This is a genomic window from Photorhabdus aballayi, assembly GCF_026153155.1.
In the GTDB taxonomy this organism is placed as follows: Bacteria; Pseudomonadota; Gammaproteobacteria; order Enterobacterales; family Enterobacteriaceae; genus Photorhabdus; species Photorhabdus luminescens.
Genome location: NZ_JAPFCD010000037.1, coordinates 1 through 21,408, shown reverse-complemented (window position 1 = coordinate 21,408; position 21,408 = coordinate 1). Strand labels below are relative to the sequence as shown.

Annotated in this window: 12 protein-coding genes, 1 tRNA gene and 2 pseudogenes; 8 read left to right on the top strand and 7 right to left on the bottom strand. The window is 46.0% G+C overall.

Annotated features, from left to right (window positions below; all coding sequences use genetic code 11):
• The first annotated feature begins 3 nt into the window (after positions 1–3).
• The 4 genes and pseudogenes from OO184_RS16970 to OO184_RS16955 all read left to right on the top strand — a co-directional run.
• Positions 4–1,731, top strand: coding sequence for a protein-disulfide reductase DsbD (locus OO184_RS16970; protein ID WP_265380181.1), 1,728 nt, complete (start codon positions 4–6; stop codon positions 1,729–1,731).
• Between the two features lie 16 nt (positions 1,732–1,747).
• The gene (gene dicD / locus OO184_RS16965) at positions 1,748–2,320 is read left to right on the top strand and encodes a division control transcriptional repressor DicD (protein WP_265380180.1); all 573 of its coding nucleotides are present in this window, start codon (positions 1,748–1,750) and stop codon (positions 2,318–2,320) included.
• Positions 2,321–2,448: 128 nt separating this feature from the next.
• A tRNA-Phe gene (locus OO184_RS16960) sits at positions 2,449–2,524 on the top strand.
• Positions 2,525–2,687: 163 nt separating this feature from the next.
• Positions 2,688–2,783, top strand: a pseudogene (locus tag OO184_RS16955) (Arm DNA-binding domain-containing protein); the annotation flags it as partial.
• Here the strand turns inward: OO184_RS16955 and OO184_RS25255 are convergent.
• The gene (locus OO184_RS25255) at positions 2,738–3,175 is read right to left on the bottom strand and encodes a hypothetical protein (RefSeq protein WP_376712570.1); all 438 of its coding nucleotides are present in this window, start codon (positions 3,173–3,175) and stop codon (positions 2,738–2,740) included. The pseudogene OO184_RS16955 and the gene OO184_RS25255 overlap by 46 nt on opposite strands.
• A gap of 425 nt (positions 3,176–3,600) precedes the next feature.
• Between OO184_RS25255 and OO184_RS16945 the strand changes: the two genes are divergently transcribed.
• Positions 3,601–4,449, top strand: a complete 849-nt coding sequence (locus OO184_RS16945; protein WP_265380179.1) for a hypothetical protein — start codon at positions 3,601–3,603, stop codon at positions 4,447–4,449.
• Here OO184_RS16945 and OO184_RS16940 read toward each other — a convergent pair.
• Positions 4,357–5,076: pseudogene (locus OO184_RS16940) on the bottom strand (IS1595 family transposase). The gene OO184_RS16945 and the pseudogene OO184_RS16940 overlap by 93 nt on opposite strands.
• Positions 5,077–5,206: 130 nt before the next feature.
• Here OO184_RS16940 and OO184_RS16935 point away from each other — a divergent pair.
• Positions 5,207–6,040, top strand: coding sequence for a hypothetical protein (locus OO184_RS16935; protein ID WP_265380178.1), 834 nt, complete (start codon positions 5,207–5,209; stop codon positions 6,038–6,040).
• A 107-nt stretch (positions 6,041–6,147) separates the two neighbouring features.
• Positions 6,148–8,442: a hypothetical protein gene (locus OO184_RS16930; protein ID WP_265380177.1), complete on the top strand. Its 2,295-nt coding sequence runs from the start codon at positions 6,148–6,150 to the stop codon at positions 8,440–8,442.
• A 186-nt stretch (positions 8,443–8,628) separates the two neighbouring features.
• Here OO184_RS16930 and OO184_RS16925 read toward each other — a convergent pair whose 3' ends face one another.
• From OO184_RS16925 to tnpA, 3 genes are all read right to left on the bottom strand, one after another.
• Entirely contained in the window at positions 8,629–9,771 is a 1,143-nt protein-coding gene (locus OO184_RS16925; RefSeq protein ID WP_265380176.1) for a Fic family protein, read from the bottom strand.
• Positions 9,772–9,956: 185 nt separating this feature from the next.
• Positions 9,957–11,165 (bottom strand): multidrug effflux MFS transporter, encoded by a 1,209-nt coding sequence (locus tag OO184_RS16920; protein WP_265380175.1) that lies wholly within the window; start codon positions 11,163–11,165, stop codon positions 9,957–9,959.
• 802 nt (positions 11,166–11,967) lie between these two features.
• Positions 11,968–12,270: an IS66 family insertion sequence element accessory protein TnpA gene (tnpA, locus tag OO184_RS16915; protein ID WP_265380174.1), complete on the bottom strand. Its 303-nt coding sequence runs from the start codon at positions 12,268–12,270 to the stop codon at positions 11,968–11,970.
• A gap of 112 nt (positions 12,271–12,382) precedes the next feature.
• On the opposite strand from tnpA, the gene OO184_RS16910 reads away from it, so the two are divergent.
• A complete protein-coding gene (locus OO184_RS16910) occupies positions 12,383–12,493 on the top strand; it encodes a SymE family type I addiction module toxin (protein WP_265380173.1) in 111 nt (36 codons plus the stop codon).
• A 51-nt stretch (positions 12,494–12,544) separates the two neighbouring features.
• On the opposite strand, the gene OO184_RS16905 is transcribed toward OO184_RS16910, so the two are convergent.
• Complete coding sequence (locus OO184_RS16905; RefSeq protein WP_265380172.1) at positions 12,545–12,862, bottom strand: hypothetical protein; 318 nt, start codon at positions 12,860–12,862, stop codon at positions 12,545–12,547.
• Positions 12,859–21,408 (bottom strand): hemagglutinin repeat-containing protein (locus OO184_RS16900; RefSeq protein ID WP_446500471.1); only part of this gene is annotated, 8,550 nt, incomplete at its 5' end. The genes OO184_RS16900 and OO184_RS16905, both read right to left, overlap by 4 nt.

Sequence of the window (21,408 nt, the reverse complement as noted above, 5' to 3'; positions counted from 1 at the left end):
TTTATGATTAAACGTACTCTGATGCTATTTTTGCTGCTTTGCAGCATCCTCTTTACCTCAATGGCAGCGAATGCGCTGTTTGAACAACCGGGGCAAAATCTATATTTGCCAGTAGATCAGGCATTCATGTTTGATTTTCAGCAAAAAGGCGACAAATTGACCTTAGACTGGCAAATCAAACCGGGTTATTACCTTTATCGCAAACAACTTCATATTGAGCCGCAACAGGCCACACTGGGTAAAATCACGTTGCCACAAGGTACAGCTCATCGAGATGAGTTCTTTGGTGAAACTGAAGTGTATTTCCAACAACTCATCGTCAATGTTCCTGTTACAGAGGCGAACAACAATTCTAATATCGTTGTCACTTATCAAGGCTGTGCCGCCGCAGGATATTGCTATCCACCTGAAACCCGCCTTGTTCCATTGAGTGCAGTTATTCCATCAAAAACAACTGACGCAACCCCTAATGAACCTGCCCAGAAAACACCAGAAAGCGCATCAAATGATCAACAGCATTTACCTTTCTCACCACTCTGGGCAATCTTGATTGGCATCGGTATCGCCTTTACACCTTGTGTACTACCGATGTACCCATTAATTTCCGGCATTATTCTTGGCAGCCAGCGCCCCAAGAGCCTAAAACAGATATTTTGGTTGGCGTTAAGCTATGTTCAAGGCATGGCGCTCACCTACACGCTACTTGGGTTGATTGTAGCGGCTGCGGGCCTACAATTTCAGGCCGCACTGCAACATCCGTATGTACTGATTGGCTTATCAGTATTGTTTATCCTGCTGGCCCTGTCGATGTTCGGCCTCTATTCTCTGCAACTGCCTTCCGCTGTTCAGACGCGCTTAGTCAACTGGAGTAACCAGCAAAAAAACGGTTCACTCTTCGGCGTATTCGCTATGGGTGCGTTAGCGGGATTAATTTGCTCTCCTTGTACTACCGCGCCGTTAAGTGCGATTCTGCTCTACATCGCTCAAAGTGGTAATACCGTAGCAGGTGGACTAACCCTTTATCTTTACGCTTTGGGAATGGGATTACCGCTCATTGCCGTCACGCTATTTGGTCATAAACTCCTGCCACGCAGTGGACCTTGGATGCAGTATGTTAAAGAAGCTTTTGGCTTCATTATCCTCGCGCTACCCGTTTTCCTGCTGGAAAGAGTTATCGGTGATACCTGGGGAATACGGTTATGGAGCCTGCTGGCAGTCAGTTTCTTGGGATGGGGATTTGCTCTGACAATTAGAAGTCAAAACGGTTGGGTACGAGTCATACAACTGATATTGTTAATTCTGATGCTGATAGCTACCCGTCCGTTGCAAGATTGGTTTTGGGGTACAACAGTTACACAACAGTCGCAACACAGCCTCAACTTCCGCCAGATAAGTAACTGGCAGGAGTTAGAAGATATAATGACACAAAACAGCCATAAAACCGTTATGCTTGATTTCTATGCTGACTGGTGTACCGCATGTAAAGAGTTTGAAAAATATACTTTCAGCGATCCACAAGTTCAGTTACAACTGCGGGATACCTTACTGTTACAGGCCAATGTCACGAATAACAGCCCGCAACAGAAACAGCTTTTAGAAAAACTTAATGTTCGGGGATTACCGACTATTCTGTTTTTTGATGCTCAAGGAAAAGAGATCCCCGATTCACGGGTGAATGGTTTTATGAATGCCGCCCGCTTTAACGAGCATTTGCAGCATCTGCCAAAATGATCTGAAGGAGAACACCGTGCAACGAGAACAAATCCTTAGTCATGCCTTAAACTTACTAGAGCAACATGGCTTATCCATCACAACTGAGATACTTTTTGGCTCACTCAACATGGATATCGAATATCTCAAGCAGTTCTGGCCTGATCGGGAAGCGTTGCTTTATGACTGCCTACGTTATCACGGCCAACAGATTGAAATCTGGCAACGACAGATATTACTGGATGAAAATCTGACGCCAGAACAGAAACTACTGGCTCGTTATGCAGCCCTAGATGAAAAAGTAAAAGAGAAACGCTACCCTGGTTGCCTGTTTATCGCGGCCTGTAGCGAATTCCCTGAATCTGACCACCCTATTCATCAATTAGCTGAATTACAAAAACAGAGTTCCTCCCGCTACACCACCGAGCTATTACATCAACTGGATATTGAAGATTGCGAACTCGTTGCCAAACAGATGGAGCTGATTCTGGAAGGTTGCTTAAGTAAACTACTGATCAAACGGAATATTGATGATATCGCGACGGCAAAACTACTGGCAGAAGATGTTTTAGCTATTGCTTTATGCCGCAAGAATGGCGCGTTAAGTTAACAAAAATCAGCCTAAGATGAACAACCACACAAATTCCGGGCAAAAAGAAAGCAAACAATCCGCTTTTATCATTTTTTATCAGAAAGGCATTGACGACTTAGGCTGAATACGGTTTAATGCGCCCCGTTGCCCGGATAGCTCAGTCGGTAGAGCAGAGGATTGAAAATCCTCGTGTCGGTGGTTCGATTCCGCCTCCGGGCACCAAAATTTAGTTTCATGGCGCGCCTATACGTCCTGAAACGTTAAAAAATCAGTAAGTTGCAAAGAGCCTGGAGCATCAATAGATACTTCCAGGATTTTTGACATTCAGAGTTTTGGGGGGCTTAATTGGGAGCCTGTTGGTTCGATAAACTCTGGAGCCCCCACCATGCCACTCACCGATACCGCCATCCGTAACGCCAAGCCGCTCGATAAACCCTACAAACTCAGCGATGCGCAGGGTCTGTACCTACTGATTAAACCCAACGGTTCTAAACTCTGGCAACTCAAGTACCGCTTTGGCGGCAAGGAGAAGAAGCTGGCGCCGTACTCAGCGCGGGCGACGATCCGGGGGCGAAAAAGCAGCAGGAGAAGCAGGCGAAGAAAAGCGGTAATACCTTTGAAGAGGTCACCCGTAAGTGGCTGGCGGGAAATATCCGCTGGACGGAGCATCACACGGCGAAGATCCTGCGCTCGCTGGAGCAGCGTCAGACAGGCATTGATCCTGCCGCAGAGCGCCATTTTTAACGCTATATCTTTACTTTCAATCAGGGTTTCGGCGAAGTTTTCGCAGTGATCGGCAAGGACGGTGAAGTCCGTGGCGGCATTGAAGGGAATAGCAAGTAACGGGTGTGTTTGAGTGGGGATCGTAGCCATAGTGGCAGCCTCCAGTAAGTGATTAATTGAACCACCACCGAAGAGACCAATCTTGCGGGTGGTGGAACCGGACGGAGTTGGTCTTACCGGCCTTACTGGACACCGGCGCGTCTTGTGACGCCTCCGCCCGGCCCACCATTGGGATGTAGCCGGATAAACGACATAAAAAAGACGCAAAGCGCGTCATATGCCGCCAGTAAGGAATATCTTCAGGAGACCAATCCCGGCACCTGAATTTGCACCGCGATTAGCAGTTAACAGCAAGTGAGGTTATGGAAGGCTTATCGCAAAAATAACTCTCTCTTACCTGCAAAATTAATCATTCGTCTTTCTCATCAAACAAAAGACTAAAGTTTCATTTTTTCCATTTTATTCAATGAGTAATCGGGAATATAATCCAGAAAACACACTTTAAGGATCTCAACATGAGGATCACCGCGACCCAAATTGAACAGTGGGCGGACACAAGAGACGCTCAGGGAATGTTGCCCATTTTGATCCGGAGATTAATTAGCGCGACCACAACAATAACAGCATTGAGCATGCCCGGCGGTGATTCTGTTTCAAGCAGCGGCTGGGATGGTATTGTCCAGGCTGACAAAGGCAACATTTGGGTTCCTGATGGTGCCTCTTTCTGGGAAATGGGCTGTTCCTCCGACATCATTACTAAAGCCCGCTCAGATTTTCGGAAAAGAAATCAACAAATTTCACCACAGGAAGCAGCTCAAAGTCGCTTTGTCTTCGTATCACCACGCCGGTGGTCCAAAAAAGATAGCTGGCTCAAAGAAGCACAGGCTGAAAACATCTGGTCCGGCGTTTATGCTCTTGATGCTGACGATCTGGAGGCGTGGCTGGAAAACACTCCGGCTGTAGCTCTCTGGTTCAGTGAAATAACAGGCCATACTGGCGCAGGCATTGAATCCATTTCCCATTTCTGGGAACGATGGTGCAATCAGTCACAATTTCCGTTAACAAAAGACACCTTACTGGCTGGCAGGGAAGAGGAAAAAAACACACTGAACGACTTTCTATCAGATAAAAAAGAACAAATTATTATCCGGGCAGACAGTCAGGAAGAAGGTATCGCTTTTGCCTGCGCCAGCTTAATAGAGATGGGACATGAAAATATATCAGCCTGCATAACTACTGATGATGGATGGCACTTTATTGATAAAAATCCCTCAATTCAATTTTGTCTGGCGATGAACAGTGATATTTCCAGACAAAGCCGACACCAGCCTGAACGAACTATTTTTATTCCCTTTTTGTTTTAGAATGCATAATTGCTCTTTTACACCCGGTGTATTAAATCTCCACTCACATTCCTTGAGAAACAACTCAAAATGCTCCTTTGGTATGCCATTAAATTTACGCATATGACGTTTGGCTTGGTTCCAAAAATTCTCTATCCCATTGATAGGGTTTTGACCATTTTTAGCGTCTACAAACTCCGTACTATGGTTGATTCGGTAGTGTTTAAAATCGGACACGTCCAGCACATCATAGCTGGCAAAATTGTCTGTGTAGACCAGGCTATCAGGCTTAATTTTCGCTGTGATTATCGGCATCAAAGTATCGGATTTAGCGTTAGGTATTAGGCGGGTTTAAACCTTACCACCCCGCTTTAGAAGCCCGAAAATAGGGACTTTTCCGGCTGAACCCCGCCCGCGTTTTCCCTTACGTTTACCTCCGAAATAGCTTTCGTCTATCTCGACTTCACCTTCAAACATGGAGTGTTCATCGACATAATCAGCGATAAGGACTCTGAGGCGGTGAAAATAGTAAGCTGAAGTCGTTTTGTTGACACCCACTAACTCTGCCGCAGTGCGAGCTGTAGCCCCTGCCACAAAGAGCTCCTGAAGACGTTTTTGCTTGTATTGGCTAATCCGACTTTTTCTCATTGGGGTATCCTAGATCAAATGACTTATCTAGGGCAGCCCCATTTTTTATGGTAGCTCAGTCGAACGCTTATATGATTATATTAAAGCTTTTGAAATTAGATACGCAGAATATCCAATTATTCTTAAGCAAATGGAAAATGTTCTTATTTTACAGAACCAGTTTTTATCAGGCATAAATCCAGTTGATACACTCTCAGAACAAGAGTTCTCACCCGGTCATGTCGAAATCCCTCCAGAAACGTTCTGGAAAACCTGCCATCAGGCTTTAACGGATGCCAGTCATGCGTTTGAGGAAATAATAAATCAGACAGAAAATATATTTATTAAAAAACCAGGGGAATTTAAAAGCATTAACTCCACCACTGAATTATCAAATATAATAATGGAAGGCATAGCGCTCCCTGCTATTGGTATCAATATTGGTGATCGTGTTTATCCATTGTCATTCAGGAATATGGCAAATGTAATTATTGAGCACTATGCTTCCCAGAAAATGGATATCGATTGTTCAGATGCAATTTCAAATTTCATATCCCAGCGTTTTGAAAACATTATTGAGGGACCATTTCTGCTTCTGAATCAAAAAAAGATCCTACCTTATAAATTCGCTGGGATACTACAGGGAAATGATAAGTATTATTTATTTGTACCTTTTGATATTAATCCAATAAACAAACTAAAAAAGATAGAAGAAGATGTTTTCGAACTTTTTAGCCAAGGAAAATGGGCTTTATCACCGATTTCATCATCACAACTATTAGGTATTCGAAATGGCTCAGGAAAGCAACTTGCAATTGATGATATTGAGTTTATTTTCATAAGCTCTAATCTTACTACTGCTATGCTTCCTTTTAAGCCACCGCAACTAAAATATAGTTATCATATTCTTTTCTTGGTAGAATTTATTGCATTATTTGACTCGATAGATAACCTGAGTGAATTGTCATCATTTTTTCATATCTAGAGCAATATAAATCCAAAATAAATCCGTTTTTTATTTCTGTAATAGATAAATTTGCATCATTTAAAGGAACTCATTCTGTATTAGAAGATGGTGCTATTAATTTCAACATGATTACTCTTGATCCTCATTGGGGATCTAACTGGAGATATGAAGAACTGGAAAAATACTGGTCACAGGTCCCTTCAAATTTTCCTGATGTCAATGTAAAATGGAATATCAGTAATACTTACCAAGGAAATATTTCATTAATATCAAAAAGTCATTTCTATGTATGCTGGTGCACAAAAATAAATAACTGCACAATGCATTTTTGTGCCGATCGCAAACCACTACTAAATGAAGATCATCTTAACGGTCAGCTTCTGACATTATTTTTAGAATGCACTTGTGATGCGCTATCGCAACGAAAAGATATTTTAGAGAATATATCATTCCAAAATATAAAAAGAATTACCGTTCACTGCACTATTGAAAAAAAATATCTGGTCGATAGTAATTCCGACATTACAGAAAATTTTGATCCTGAATTGTTCACTCACGTGTCATTAATTAACAAAGATAATTCTTCTGCAAATATAAAAATTCACATTAATTTACCTCTCATGCAATATCGTCTTAACAGACCTCAAAATGCCAGTTTCCAGGCTGATGTTTGCATTGCGTTCTTACAATCGCTCTCCCAAATACTTCATATCGAGTTCTCCGAAGATATTAGGCAACAGATAATCAATACAGGGAACAGACCCGCAAGGATGGCAATATCCAGAGAAAAGCGCACCTTTGATACTTTAGAAATAAAACCAAACATTCCTGAAGCCAAACACTTTAAACTAGCCAGAAAAACATTGGCTAACTTAATTAAAGAGTCTGGAGTTCAGGAAGGTAATTATGAGTTACAAAAGGCCAAGGATATTATTAACCCTTTAGCCGATTTTTTCAGAGAAAAAATTCACGCAACAATACGCTCAATGAACAGGGAGCACTTGCTACAATTTGTAATTGAAAACTATGATGCTTATGTAGCCGAAGATCATAGAAAAAAGCAAAATATTATGTTAAGCCTTCAACATGAGGTTAATTATAATAGAACAGAAAAATTAGCAAAACAGAGTACTGAGTTCAACCGTATGTCAGCAAATTATAGATATTTGCTTGAATGCGCTTTGAGTCTTAACAAAAAAAGTAAAACCATACCTGCTACCGATGATATCTTACAATTACTTGCTGATATTGATTGGTTAATAGTACTTTATAATGCAAGTGACATCTTGCATAACGATATTGATGTAGGTGGTTTGAATATAGATAATTTTTACATCCCACAAGTATTTTTTTCCGAAGATCGTAAGATTAAAGAAGATAAGTTTAGTGAAGAACAAGCAGGCTATAAGTTAGGTTATAATTTAAATGATAATGACTCAGTAGAATCCGACATTATAAATAAAAATTTAGATGTTCTTGATCGTATATTTCAACAAGATCTCGGTTTCAAATACTCGAGTTTACTTGCTGTTTTCTCTATTCTTTTTCAATGGGCTCGATTTAACCAAATTGAATTAAATCTTTCATATCAGGCGACAAGGGCTGATATGATAACTACATTACTTAACAATAATACAAACCTGATTAATGAAGAAGTAGAGAAAATAATAGATTTTCTTATTCTTAATCCGAATAAGATAAGAAAATTGCTGGGTGCTGATTCTGAATATTTTGATGTACCCATATCCGATCATAATAAACGAGATCACCGATATAATATTCGCCCACTAATAGAAATTAGTAATAATAATATAATCTGGGGAGCTGCGGCAGCATATCGGGCAGGCACAATATGGATTTCCCATATTGCAAATGGATATCTTCCTGCCGAGTTCGAATGGAGCCACATTTCACATGAAGTTGGTAAAATAAAAGAGAGTATTGAAAAGCAATTAGAAATAACCACTTTTGATATTGTAAAAAGGTTCACAACCCAAATTGAACTTGGCATCGACTTTAAGAAACGCTTTCCAAAGAAAAAATTTCCTGATGTAGGTGATTTTGATACCTTAGCCTATTTTCCTGATAGCAATACCTGGTTGAATATAGAGTGTAAGTATAATCAGCCCTACTATTGCATTAAGGATATGCGTCGTTTACGAGAGAAAATATTTGGTAGAGGTGATAAAAGGGGACAGATTGGGAAAATAGAAAAAAGGATTAATTTCCTAGCAGAAAATTATAATAATCTTCGTACTCTACTAAACTGGAGTGAGCCAGCAGATAATCACGAAGTTAAATTTATCCATTTATATATTAGTAGACAAATTTACTGGTGGTTAAGATATCCGCCATATGAAACTAATATTAATTTTGTACAAGTAGATGCGTTAGAAGCTTGGTTACAAGAAAATTTATAGTATATTAACCAACCGCTATGAAATTAAGGTGGTTTAGAAAATAACCACCTTAATTTCATACCCATCTGAACACCACCCTCTGGGACGTTATCAATGCCCCCTTCTATGAAGGGGGGCTTTTACAGAAGAAATAAACATGTGTCAAAAAAGCTATCTACATTGTAAGTAACAATTTGCTCATTAAGATTATAGGTTAGGAATAAACCCTTCTTCCCGCAGAACCTTAATCACCCCACGAATCAGATATGAGTTAGAAAACTTCGCCGTATAGGTACGAGCCCCCTCTTCTACTGGCTGAAGCAGTCCCCGTTCAATCAGCTTACCAAGCTGATAAGTCACCTGCGTCGGTTTAAGATCAGGCAAAACGGCGCGTAGATCGCCCGCTTTTATCGTCCCCAGCTCAACAACGCGTTTCAGAACCTTCGATTCCAGCAGGTTTATCAGCCCTCTCTCCGATGAGAAATCGATGGCCGGATACAGGATCTTTTCGCTCAGGAAAGCGTGGTTTGTCAGTTGATCGACTTTCTTCAGCTCAGAGGAGATCCCCGAAAGCACATATAAGCACCATTCTTCCAGCCCCTGCTCTGTTCCCTTATCGGCTAACGAAAGCATGGCGTAATAGCGTTCACGATCGTTGCAGAATACCGCTGTCGGATTGAGAACCCGCCCACCAGCCTGAACATTAAAACCATACTTGATAAGCAATGCATAGGTCAGCAATCTGACCGTTCTGCCATTACCGTTGCCAAATGGATGTATCCAGCCAAAGCGGTGGTGCACCAGTGCAATCTTCATCAGATCGTACTTTGGCTTATCGGCACGATTAATAAAGGCGGTCAGTTCCGCCATATAATCAGGAACGCGGATGTGGTCCGGCGGTAAATGGTCAGACAGAGCGATGCTGACGTTATGTTGCCGATATGCGCCGGGCGTTCTGTCGCCTTCCTGTTGCAGCCCGGCTACCGCCAGACTATGCAACTCGCGGATAAAATATTCTGTTATGTCATCGCCGTTGCTTAGGTATTCGTCGATGTACTCCATCGCGGCTTCAATATTGTTGATTTCTTTGAGTTGGTCCGTCGAACTCTGCGTTCCTTCAACCTTGCTTTCAACATAGTCGGCAAGCGTGGTGTGGTTTCCCTCAATCCTTGCGGAGCCAAGACTCTCCAGCATGTGGAAAACGGCCTTCAACTGCGCAAATAGGATAGGGTGAACATCAGTTTCCAGCCGCAGGTGTCGGAGTAACTCCAGTTCCGTCAGCGCATCGACCAAAGGGGAGTCAAAGCTGGGGTTCAGAAGCGAGAGTTCAAAGTGATTAAATTGAACCATGATGTTTAGTTATCTCAACTGGTGAATAAAAACATCTCAAAAGTATAGCAAAAATAGTAATAGAATCTATATCTTAGAAAGAACACTGTTTCTGATTATCTCAAAAACCGTTGTTCCAACATATCAAATGTAAGTTTGAAAGATGTTCAATTATATTATTAACCATTTTTCATTCCTATTTTAGTTTATATTGTTTGTTTCTTACTTATTTCTTTATTACCTCTATTACCAGTTATATAAATAATGCTACCGACCAAGGAAACAACGGTGATGATAGATGCCACTTTAATCGGTTCATGGTGAGATATATAACCAATAAGCAATGATGCCAGTCCTGCACTACCTAATTGCAATGTTCCCATTATGCCGGAAGCTGTCCCGGCCGCTTGAGAATGAGTGGCAATTGCCGATGCAGTACCAAGCGGCAGCAAAAAACCATTACCGAAAGTCAATACTGATATTGTTAGCACAGAAGTTATCAATGGGTAGGAACTAAAAAACATTTGTATCGTGAAAGCGATACCTCCAACAGCAAAGATGAGATAGCCATGAGAAATCGTCTTTCTCATGCCCTGCTGGCGACTTAATTTCTTAGCAGTAAGATTACCCAACACGTAACTCAAAGAGAGCATTATATAGGTGTAACCAACATATTTTTCTGGTAATCCCATAGCTGTAAGAATAAATGGAGATTCAATCAAATAAGAAAAATATGCCGTATAAGCGAAACAAGGTATTGCTGCATAGTAAAGAAACTCTTTATTTATGATCACTTGGTAAGTACTGACCAATATATTTTTAACACTCAATTTTTGACGCTTTTTTATTGGCAGTGATTCTTTCAGAGCTAGCAAGCATAATATAAGCGTGACTGTTATAAATAAAGTAAGAAATAAAAAACAGGCTTTCCAACCATAATGTTCACTTAACACACCTCCGATCATTGGTGCGACAGCGGGCGACATTCCCACAAAAGGGAAAATAATCAGATACAAATTGGCTGCCTCTTCTTTCCCCATCAAATCATTAATAATGGCACGACTTAATGTAATACCAGCACAAGCGCCCATTCCCTGGAATAATCGCAATAATAGCAATTCACTAATATGCGTACTGTAAAAAATACCGATTGTTGAAATTAGCCATATAATCATTCCAGAAATAAGAATCTTTTTTCTTCCTAAACAATCACTCAATGGCCCATAAATAAGTTGAGAAAAGGCTATACCAAATAGAAATATAGCTATTGCACTTTGTATACTAGATTCGCTAACGTGATAATAGTTCCCCATTTTACCCAAGGCGGGTAGGAATATATCCGATGAAACCAACCCTCCCATAGAAAGAAAAGCCATTAAAACGATAAATAATAAAGACGAAGATTTATTGTTCATGGACTATTAACCAATCAATATAATAAACATTACCCCAAAATAAATTCCGTATAAAATAAAAAACATGCACCAGTTAAATTTACACCAAATGCACACAATCACTTACTTAATGAATAAATTAATAAAATCAAAATAATTTTAATTTCACATTGGCAAATTACACATTGGCATAGCTATTAATTTATACAATCTCTTTAATAATTAACATTTATAAAAATAAACTCATGTAAATATCAACTAAAAATATAGTAACATCAATAACATTTTTTAGTAAACAAAAAAACATAAAATTTAAATTCAAAAACAAAACACAAAACACAAAACACAAAACACAAAACACAAAACACAACATATAATACTGAAAATAAAGTCATTATTATTATAAATATAATAACTAATGTTACTATATGAGCAATGATATATTTTTAAAAACTCACAACCTAGTAATACCAAATCACATTTCCCTACCATTGTTAAGACACGCAGACTGAGGAGGTACACATGCTAATTTCCGGTAGTTGTCACGGTTAAGAATAGCCTGTTGCCATCAGTCAGATTAACGGTCGCGATTATGCCGTCGTTAACGTCAATACTTTTGAAAACGTTGATCCTTCACTGCTTAAGTATGTTTCTGCTAAGCTCACTGACGAAAGCGAGCAAGCTCAATTGACACGCAGTCAACAAAACTAAATTGTTAATGTTGGGACTAAACACAAATTCAATCCCTCGAGGTGTTGGGTCAGGGCATCAATGCCCCGGCGCATGTCGACGGGCTCTCGCACCAGAAAGAGCTGTTGCGGTTTCAGCATCGGGCCAGTACCCGCATAACTTCAGGCAACAGCGTCAATGGACAAGCAATGGCATAACCATCTGGGGTATGCAGGGTAGACGGTCTGCTCGTCGTCAGGCTGGAGAGAAATCGGCAAGATGCGGGCAGTGTCTGGCTGAGATGTTGGCGTATTTTATGACTGTCGGTAATCCAGTCACGGAAAGAGGAGAAATTCAGCTGATGCTGTTCACAATACTGTTTTCGGGTCAGGCCACTGTGCCGCCATTGGGTCACATGGTGTTGTTTTTGCTCCGGGGTATATCGGCTACGGCTCATGGTGTCAATCTCCAAGTGAAGATAAGGAAGCTATAGCGTGCAGGAGCCGGAGGGGAAGGTGAGATGACCGGAGTATTACGCTGAATCCCCTAAATTACCCACAGTAGACGGAATGCATTTAAAGGGTAACTGGTTGCAAGAAGCAGGATTTCCCACCGGGCAACCAGTGCAGGTCAGCATTGAGCACGGGCTGTTGATTATCCGGCTTATTGAGAAGGACTGACGATTAAAAGAAGAAAGATCCCAGCCACATTGAAGTGACCGGGACTTCTAATTAACAAAAATCCTGTTCTATATTGCCTTCCGCCTTTAGGATTTCCAAAAAGCGTTGATAAGTAGTTTCATCTAGCTCAAGAAGATCATCTAATAATTGTTCTTCTATTAATGCCCAATGATGTACACTCTTAGCATCATCATTCGAGAAAAAAACAGTTCTAAAATCTATCGTTGTATCAATAACTGAGACTTCATTAGATTTATATGCCTGTAAACCTCCATAATTTGGTGGTAACCCATAAAAATATGTTTCATCACCAAACCAATATATGGCAAAAACATCAACAATAGAGCCATCTGATTCTTTTATTTTCATTTAACATTATCCTTTATTGAATCTATTACCTTTTTAGAATCCTGTTGGATTCTCTGAGGAGTAGTAATTTTCATATCATAGGCTTTACCAGTATTTGAATTGTACTGGTAATGTATAGTTATTGTTTGTCCATTAGGAAGCCTATGTTTCGCCTCCATTTTCTGAAAACCAGCTGCTGTCGGAAAACGGGGATCTTTATTCATACCTAACAATTTACTTCCCTGTAACGGATTTGATTCAACTTGTTTCCAGAAAGTTTGTTCATTCAGATCCCTTGGTGCGGCAACTTGTTGCCCTGGTTTTGCCGTTGATATCTTCTCAGCATTTTTAATAAGCTGTTGATGGTAAACAGTATTAGCCGATTTATCACCCAGATTCGTTGTGCCTTTACCGTTTTGCCCAATCTTTTCCAGTGCCGTTTTCTCTGTATTAACAACTGCACCTGTGCTTCCTTTTGTCGTTGGCGATGATTTCGGTCCTTTACTACCTTCAACAATCACAGGCAGCGTCATCGCCATCGCAGCGGCAGTCTCCTTACTCATACCCATCGCTTCAAAGCGTTTTGTCCAGCCGAGTTCACCCACTTTGCCTGTGGCAGCCTGACCTAATGTATTCACCGCCGACAGGTAATTTCTGAACTCAACCGGCAATGTTCCATCCCGGTCCATATTTTTGAGGGTACGCTCAAACACAGGCCACTGATCAACCAGATAACCATACTTCTGCGCACATTGGTTCGAGTTACTGTTACAGAAGTCCATCATTTCCTGTTGATTACGGATATTGGTATCAACCATATCCTTGATCACCTGCTTACAACTTTCCCCTTCACAGGTTCGGGCTTGGTGCGCAAAATTGTCCAGCTCATTGACACTCAGATAGTTATTCTCAACCGCATTCTTAGCCGTCTGCGCCCCGGCCACACCACCTGCTGTCGAATCCGTCGCCAGTCCCGCCGCCAATCCTCCCGCCAGTGTCGCTAGGTTACTGATTTTCTCCTTCTCATCCAGCGACAGCTCACCCTGCTCCTTATCCGGGTAGAGCACACTGGCAATGGCAGACGCCGCTAATTCACCTCCTGCCGCGCCTACCGCCCCCGCAGCGGCAGAGCCGCCCTTCATTTCGGCAATCACCCCGCCTAAAATCGCGTGGGCCGCCAGATTGGTGGCTTTTTCTTCCGCCGTCAGCTCATCATAATGTTTTTTACCATTATAGGTCAGGTCTTTTACCGCATTCGCCAGATACGGTGCCGCCCCAGAGGCAATCGCCGCCTTAATATCCCCCCCAGCCAGTCCCTGAAGTGCGCCAACCACGGCTGTGACAGCCTGACGTTTCGAGCTGCCAATATCGGCACCCTGATCTTTGATTGCACCGTCATAAGCTATCTTATACGCCCGCTCAGCAAGGCTTTTAGCATCAATTGCCTTACCTTCCTTCTTCAGTTGCTCTTCAGCATCCTGTTTCAGTTTCAACTGCGTTTGTGGATCTTTCAGCTTTTCCGTCGCGGTTTTCGTCGCCTTAATCGCCTCATGGGTACTGTAAAGATCCATCACCTGAGCACCGATTTCGGCGATAGCCTGCGCCTGCGCCAACCGTCGCTGCTCTTTCTCCTTGTCGAAAATAGGTGTCAGACCGTTGGCGGCATTTTTCGTATCACGACTCAGCTCTGCTACATCCTGTTTCTGCCTATCCTTATCACGCACGATAATCGTGCCATCTTCTACTGCTGCATAAGTCGTGGATGATTGACTGTCACTCTTATTGATGCCAGACAACATATTTGACGCCATGTTGGACGTCAGCTGGCTGCCAATCGCGCCACCTGTGCTAACCCCCACACTCTGGTGTTCAATCTTATACTCCGCTTTATTTTCGATATTGCTAAAGCCCAACGTCCCCGTCTCCAGACGGTTTTTATCTTTATCTGCCGTACTGGCAATCACAGCACCATCCAGCTGGGTATGCTCACCAACCTTGACATCAAAACCGCCCTGACCTGCAAAGATACCCGTCTGCTCCTTCACTGAGTCAAACCTACTGTGCATTTTGTCACGGCTAGTATTCACACTTGCCGAACCACTCATCGAACCATAGGTGAAGCTGGCTCCTGCGCTGACATTCTCCTGCTTGCTGTCGTAATTGTCTTTGTCCTGTTCGCTTTGCAGGTGCAAGTTACGGCCCACATCGGCAGTTACTTTATCCCCGCTGATCTGTGCCCCTTTCAGCGTCGTATCCTGCCCCGATTTTAGGATGACCTGATTACCCGCATCGACCAGTGTTTCAGTGTGGGTCACCCCGTCACCTTTTTCATGGCCTTTGCCTGCATTGACGCTGGCCGAGAATTTAATGCCGTAACCGCCCTGCCCGACAGTCAGTCCCACGCCGACACTGCCACCTTTGCTGCTGTTTTTACCTCTGGTGGTCTGGGTATTTTCGGCAGATTCCAGCACGATATCACGCTTCGCGTCCATTTCAATATTGTGACCCGCTTTCAAGCTGCTGCCTGTCACTTGGATATTACCGCTGTTTTCGATGTCTGAACTGCCTCCGGTCGCCTTAATACGGATATCCTGTCCAGCATTCAGGCTGCTGCCCTGAGATTCAGTCTGTTCACTGCGGGTTTCCGATTTCGCGGACTGGCGGCCATAAGAAAGCTGAATGCCGATGGTATCATTCGGTTTGTCAGCCTTACCGCCCGCTTGGTTGATGGCATCGGCTTTCGCAGACTCCGCCTGACTGAGCTGCCAAGCCTGATAACCTTGTGCACCGGACAGAGCTGCTTTAGTGCCTTGCAAGGCCTTGAGTCGCCCGTCACTTTCTTTTCTGGCCTGCTGTGCCGTGCTGACCGCGGTATTGAGAGCACTGCCCACCGTCCCTGACAACGCTACGGTTAACCCACTTTGCTTCGACTCAAACGTCTCCTCCCGGGTGCGCTTGTCATACCCCGGGTCAATCTGCACGCTGTCGCCGGTAATACTGAGATCCTTGCCCGCCACCAGATCAGCACCACCGATATGTGCGCGATTGCCAGCTGTGATGCTCACATTGCCCTGACTACTGCCCACCGTACTGACGCTCTGGCTTTGTGTAGTGCCGTCTTCATTGACCTGATGACGAGTGGACTGACTGCCCACGGTAAAACCAATACCCCCGCTGCTAAGCAATCCGCTCTTTTTCTTCTCTTCCAGCAAATAGTGGGATTGAGTTTCGGTAGCCGCAGTGATATCGACGTTGTTGCCCGCCTGCAAGGTCACATCCTTATCACCTGCTATCGCTGACCCACTCACCGCCAAGTCGTTGCCCGCCGTGATGCTGATGCTGTCTCCACTGAGTAGAGTGCCTTTCTCGCGGGTGACGCTGTCTTCCTGTACCGTATGGCTGCTGCTCTTCGACAAGAAGCCTTTTTTCTCCGAACGCTCTTCCGAGAATTGGTAGTCACTCTCAGTGGCACTGTTAAGCGTAATGTCCTTTTTCGCCCGCAACGCAAGCGCGCCCTGCTCACTGTGCAGCGTACTGCCCGTGACTGTGATATCCCCCTCACGGGCCACGACTGTAACGCCGTCACGCCCGCTAAAGGTGCTGCCCACAACGCTATCGCTGACAGTCTCCATTTCCCTCTGACTTTTCGTACTGCCTTCGCGTTTGCGCTCACTATCCTTGTCGGTAATGCGCTGACGGGCGTCTTTAATGGTAACCGCTTGTGCACTCAAACCGATACTGCCCGATTGACTGTCAACCTGCGCCCCTTCGGCCACCAGGCTTTCTCCCACCCGAATTGTCACCCCTTTATCACCGCTCAGTGTACTGAGGCGTAGTCGGTCTTCCTCGCGATGATTACTCACCGATGAGGTGCTGCTATTGGCCTCCAGATACGTGCGGTTAGTAGTGGTTTCCGCCAGTAATTCCACGTCCCCGCCTGCCTGCAATCGGGTGGTCCCCCCAGCTTTAGCCTGACTCCCTTGCAGGGTAATGTCCTGCCCCGCAGCCAGACTGAGATTGCCATCAGCATTCAGCGTACTACCCAATGCCTGTTGCCACTCACCGCTGACCTGCGCCATACGCTTTCCGGGGTCCTCCATACCGTCACTGGTGCGATTGCCCATCGCTCCCGAAATCACCTCAAGGTCAGCCGTGGTACTACTTCTGGCCGCAGTGATATCCAGATTGTTGCGCGCGTGCAGACTGAGGTTCTGCGTGGAGCCAAGTTTGGCCCCTTGCAGCCGGATATCCCCGCCGCTGAGGCTGAGTTCACGTGCACTCATCGTCGCCTGACGCAACGCATCCTGTAGATTAGTGCTCAGGGTAAGAGTATCCGCCTGCACATTAATACTGTCTGCACGAATATCGCCACCCTGATGTAGGAACTGACCGGCGTCAATGTTAAGCGCCTTATCAGCAAACAGATTACCAGCGTTGTTGAGACTGTTCGCTGACAGGTTCAGATTGCCTCCGCCAATCAGGGCGCCGTCACCCGTGAGCCGCAGCGTGGTGTTGGCAAGATAGACCTTGGGCACCCACACTGTCTGCGGGCCGGCGGCAGTCTCGACCGTCTCACTCACCAGCCAGATGATATCCTGCTGTAACGCCGCAATCTGCGTCGGCGTCAGCGCCACCCCTGGTTTCAAGTGGAAATCTTTTGCCACCTTGACACCGTTGTTCATCAGCGACTGGTATTGCGCCATCGCATCTTCACCGCGCACGGAAGGACGACCAGTCAGTTTGAGCACCTGCTCACGTACCAGACGTTGTTCATAGAACCCATCACCTAAGCGTTTATGCACTTGCATCGGGTCATATCCCACTCGCTGCAACAAGTAATCGCTGCTGATAAACCGGCTTCTGCTGGTAAAGCGTTCGTCGGTCACCACCAGATAAGGATTCCCTTCAGCCGGGTGCTGACGGAACAGGCCGTTATTGGGGACAAATGTTGCCACACTGCCGAGATGTTGTTTATTGGTCAGTGCCAGTTCGGCCGGCGTGAACGGCCGGTTGCTCGGTGTAAGCGGTTGACTGCTCGGCGTAAGCGGCTCAATGTCCGGTGTAAGCAGCTGACTGCTCGGCGTGAGCGGCTCAATGTCCGGTGTAAGCGGCTGACTGCCCGGCGTGAGCGGCTCAATGTCCGGTGTGAGCGGCTGGCTGCCCGGTATCAGTTTCGTATCTCCCATCTGCCAGTCTGCCCCATCAACCGTCACCGCCAGTGGATTGCGTTCCCATTCCGCACGTTCGGCCTCTGCCGCCTTCTGTGCCGCATCAATGCTACTGATTTGTGCTTGATTGACCGTGGTGTTTTCCAAATGTGCGCCGTTGATGGTGACATTACCATGCCCGGTGATAATACCGTCAATGGTAGCCAACGCTCTGGTTTCGTCACGGTTGAAGGTAGGATACCAGTGCCTGGTGTCCCTGTCGTAGTGATCGATAATGTACTCTTGATACCGTTCGTTCACCGAATAGCCCTGGTTGGTGACCTTGCCGTTGCCTTTCATCAACAGATCGCCGTTGGCACTGAGGGTGCTGGCGTCATTGAGCAGCTGATCGGCAATGCGCAGCATCATGTTGCCGCCCGCCAGAATATGGGCACCGATACCCGCAAACACCAGTTTGTCCCTTGTCACCGTCCCGGTTGTCGAGCGTTCACGGAAATTGTTGTAGTCAGTCACAAAGGGCACGTCCGCAATGTCGACATGCTTCTCCGGATCCCATTGCTCAATCCGCCCCCGGTTGTGCTCGCGCCAGACCGTGTTGTGATAAGGTGTCGGTACCGCACGCTGACGAAAACCGCGCGTCTCGTAAAATGTCATGTCGTAGCCGCCATCGCTGCCCGGCGTCAGAGCTAGGTAGTTCACCCACAGCTCACGCATCTTCCCCCTACTATCCTTCACTCGCACCTGCGCTCGTTTGCCGGTGGCATCGATAGCCAGTAGAGTACCGTAACGATTATTTTCCGCCGCAGCGTCATCGCGGAACGTCAGACGCTGTGTAATAGGCGTCATAGTGTTTTTGTCGGGATTAACCGTCGAGCCGTAAGAGCGCCAGTTGTAGTTGTAACGATGCCATTTGTAATCGTTTTTTTCCGCCTCGCGCGTGATGTCAAGCCCTTCGCGCAGGTTATCCAACTGTTTGGCCTCAACCCAAATATCCCCGTCAGACTCAATGCGGCTCGCCCGATTCTCAATCCGGCCGTCACTGCCAAGGTGCAAAGTACCGCTGCTATAGATCAGGCTGCCATCCCGGTTGGTCAGACTCTCGCTGGCATGCAGGTTCAAACTCTCCGTAGCGGCGATTACCGCATCTCGCCCATAGTTGTCGATGACCCGGCTACGCACCGTGATCTTATCACCCATGACGGTCGCCGGATTGTCCAAGGTGTCGCTGGTGAGCATGATGCTGTCAGCTTCCAAGCGCCCCAGATTGCGCAGTGTCCCAGTGGTCAGTTGCAGCGTTTTCCCGACCAAGGCACCCAGGTTGGTGAAATGGGTACTGTTGACAGCTAGGTTACCCGGCAACAACCAGTCGGTCTGATTAGTCAGCACACCGGCAACAGAGAAGGTCACCGCCCCGTTACTGCTCAACGTATCGCCGATCCGGTGGGTGTAGTCCTGCTGCACAGCAAGCGTCAGCGCCTGCTGGCTGAGCAATGTCCCGCCTTGGTTATTCAAGGTACGGGCATTGACCGTAATCTGTTCCCCACTCTGAATGGTACCGCCCTGATTGAATAGTGTCAGCACAGAAGGCGCGCTGGTATTACCGGCATTGATGTTGAGTGTTTTGTTAGCCAAGAGATACCCCTGACGATTGTCCAGCACATCAAGGTGCGACAACATCAGGGCTCCGGCGCTTTGCAGACGCCCTGCGGTGTTGTCCAGCTCGCGGGCAGTCACGTCGGTGTACGTCGTACCCAGCAGCAGCCCGCCTTCGCGGTTGTTCAGTCGATCGGCCTGCACAACCAGCGCATCTTGGCTGGTGATTTTCCCCTGCCCGCCGTTATTGAGCTGCTTACTGCCGAGACGCATCGCCTTAGTTGATATCAGCTGTCCTGCCTGATTGTTCACCTGTTCGCCACTAAGTATCAGCGTGTCGTTGCTGTGAACTTTGCCCTGCTGATTATTGAGCACGTTGATGCGGTAAATACCGGTACCTTGGCTGATAATCATACCGTCCGGGTTATCAAGCCGACTCGCGGCAAGCTCAAGCGCTCCCCGGCTGCTGAACACCCCTTGCCGGTTATCGACCCGTTCGGCCGATATCTGCTGGCCGCCGTTGCTTCTCACTACTCCCCGGGTATTGTCCAACAATCCCAGAATGCGCAACCCAAGCTGCTGCTGACTGTCCATCGACCCCGTCTCGTTCAGCAGCGATTGCGCACCAAGCTGCATATCCCCACCGCTTTTCAATTTGCCCTGACGGTTATCCAAGATATCGCTTAAGGTCAGCCGCATCTGCTTCTGGCTGTAGAGTAGGCCGTTTTGGTTATCCACACCCTGTACCGTCACAACAAGACCATCGCCGGCCTGTAGCTTCCCGCCGACGTTCTGTAATCTACCGGCCGCTACGTCCTCTTTGGCCCCCTGTACATCTAACCGTCCTTGGGAGCTGATTTTACCAGCCCGGTTATCAATATCCTGTGCCACACGTAGCACCAGCGCGCCCACCGACTGTAAGATACCTTTTTGATTGTTCAGCGCGCTTACTGCAACCGTTGTCTCCTGCTGACTCAACACGCTGCCCTCTCGGTTGTCAAACCGGCTACCCGTGGCGAACCAGCTACCCTGACTACCTATCCATCCTTGGGCGTTAAGAATATCTTCCGCATGTAGGGACTGCTTCAACCTGCTGAAGATACGACCGTTGCTGTTATCTAGTGCACGAGTGAATTGCATATCAAGCGTGTCCAGCACCTGAATTTCCCCCTGCGCATTGAGGAGGCTCTGAGCATTCACCGTACTGCTCCCGCTACTGGCCAATTTTCCGCCCTGATTGTCCCAACTGCCTGTTAGATTCAACATCAGTTCTTGCAGGCTTTGAATAAACCCCTTCTGGCGGTTGATCAGCTGCCCGCCTCGCAGCGACATCGCACCACGGCTGAACAATTTGCCCTCGTCATTGTTCAGTCGGCTGTCCGTACCACCCTGCCAGTTGAGGTGTTGCTGCGCCGTCAGGGTACCTGCCTGATTAATGACATCCCCCGTACTGTTGAGCGCCAGGTCGCCACCCGATTGTAATTTGCCGTCAGTGTTGTCGATGCCATGCACGGAAACCACAACCTGCTTGCCCCCTTGTGCGATACCGCCGCGGTTATTCCAACTGCCGTCGGTGCGGATATCCAGCACATCACCGGCCTCGACAAATCCTTGCTGATTGTCAATCGATTGATGGGCGCCAAGCTGCAAACGCTCCTGACTGATCACCTTGCCTTGCGTATTATTCAAGCTCTCCGCCGTCAGCTTCAGGTGTTCGCCGCTCATTTCTCCGGACTGGTTATCAACACTGCCGGTAGCGTTCAACGTCAGTTCCTGCTGGCTCTGAATAAACCCCTTCTGACGATT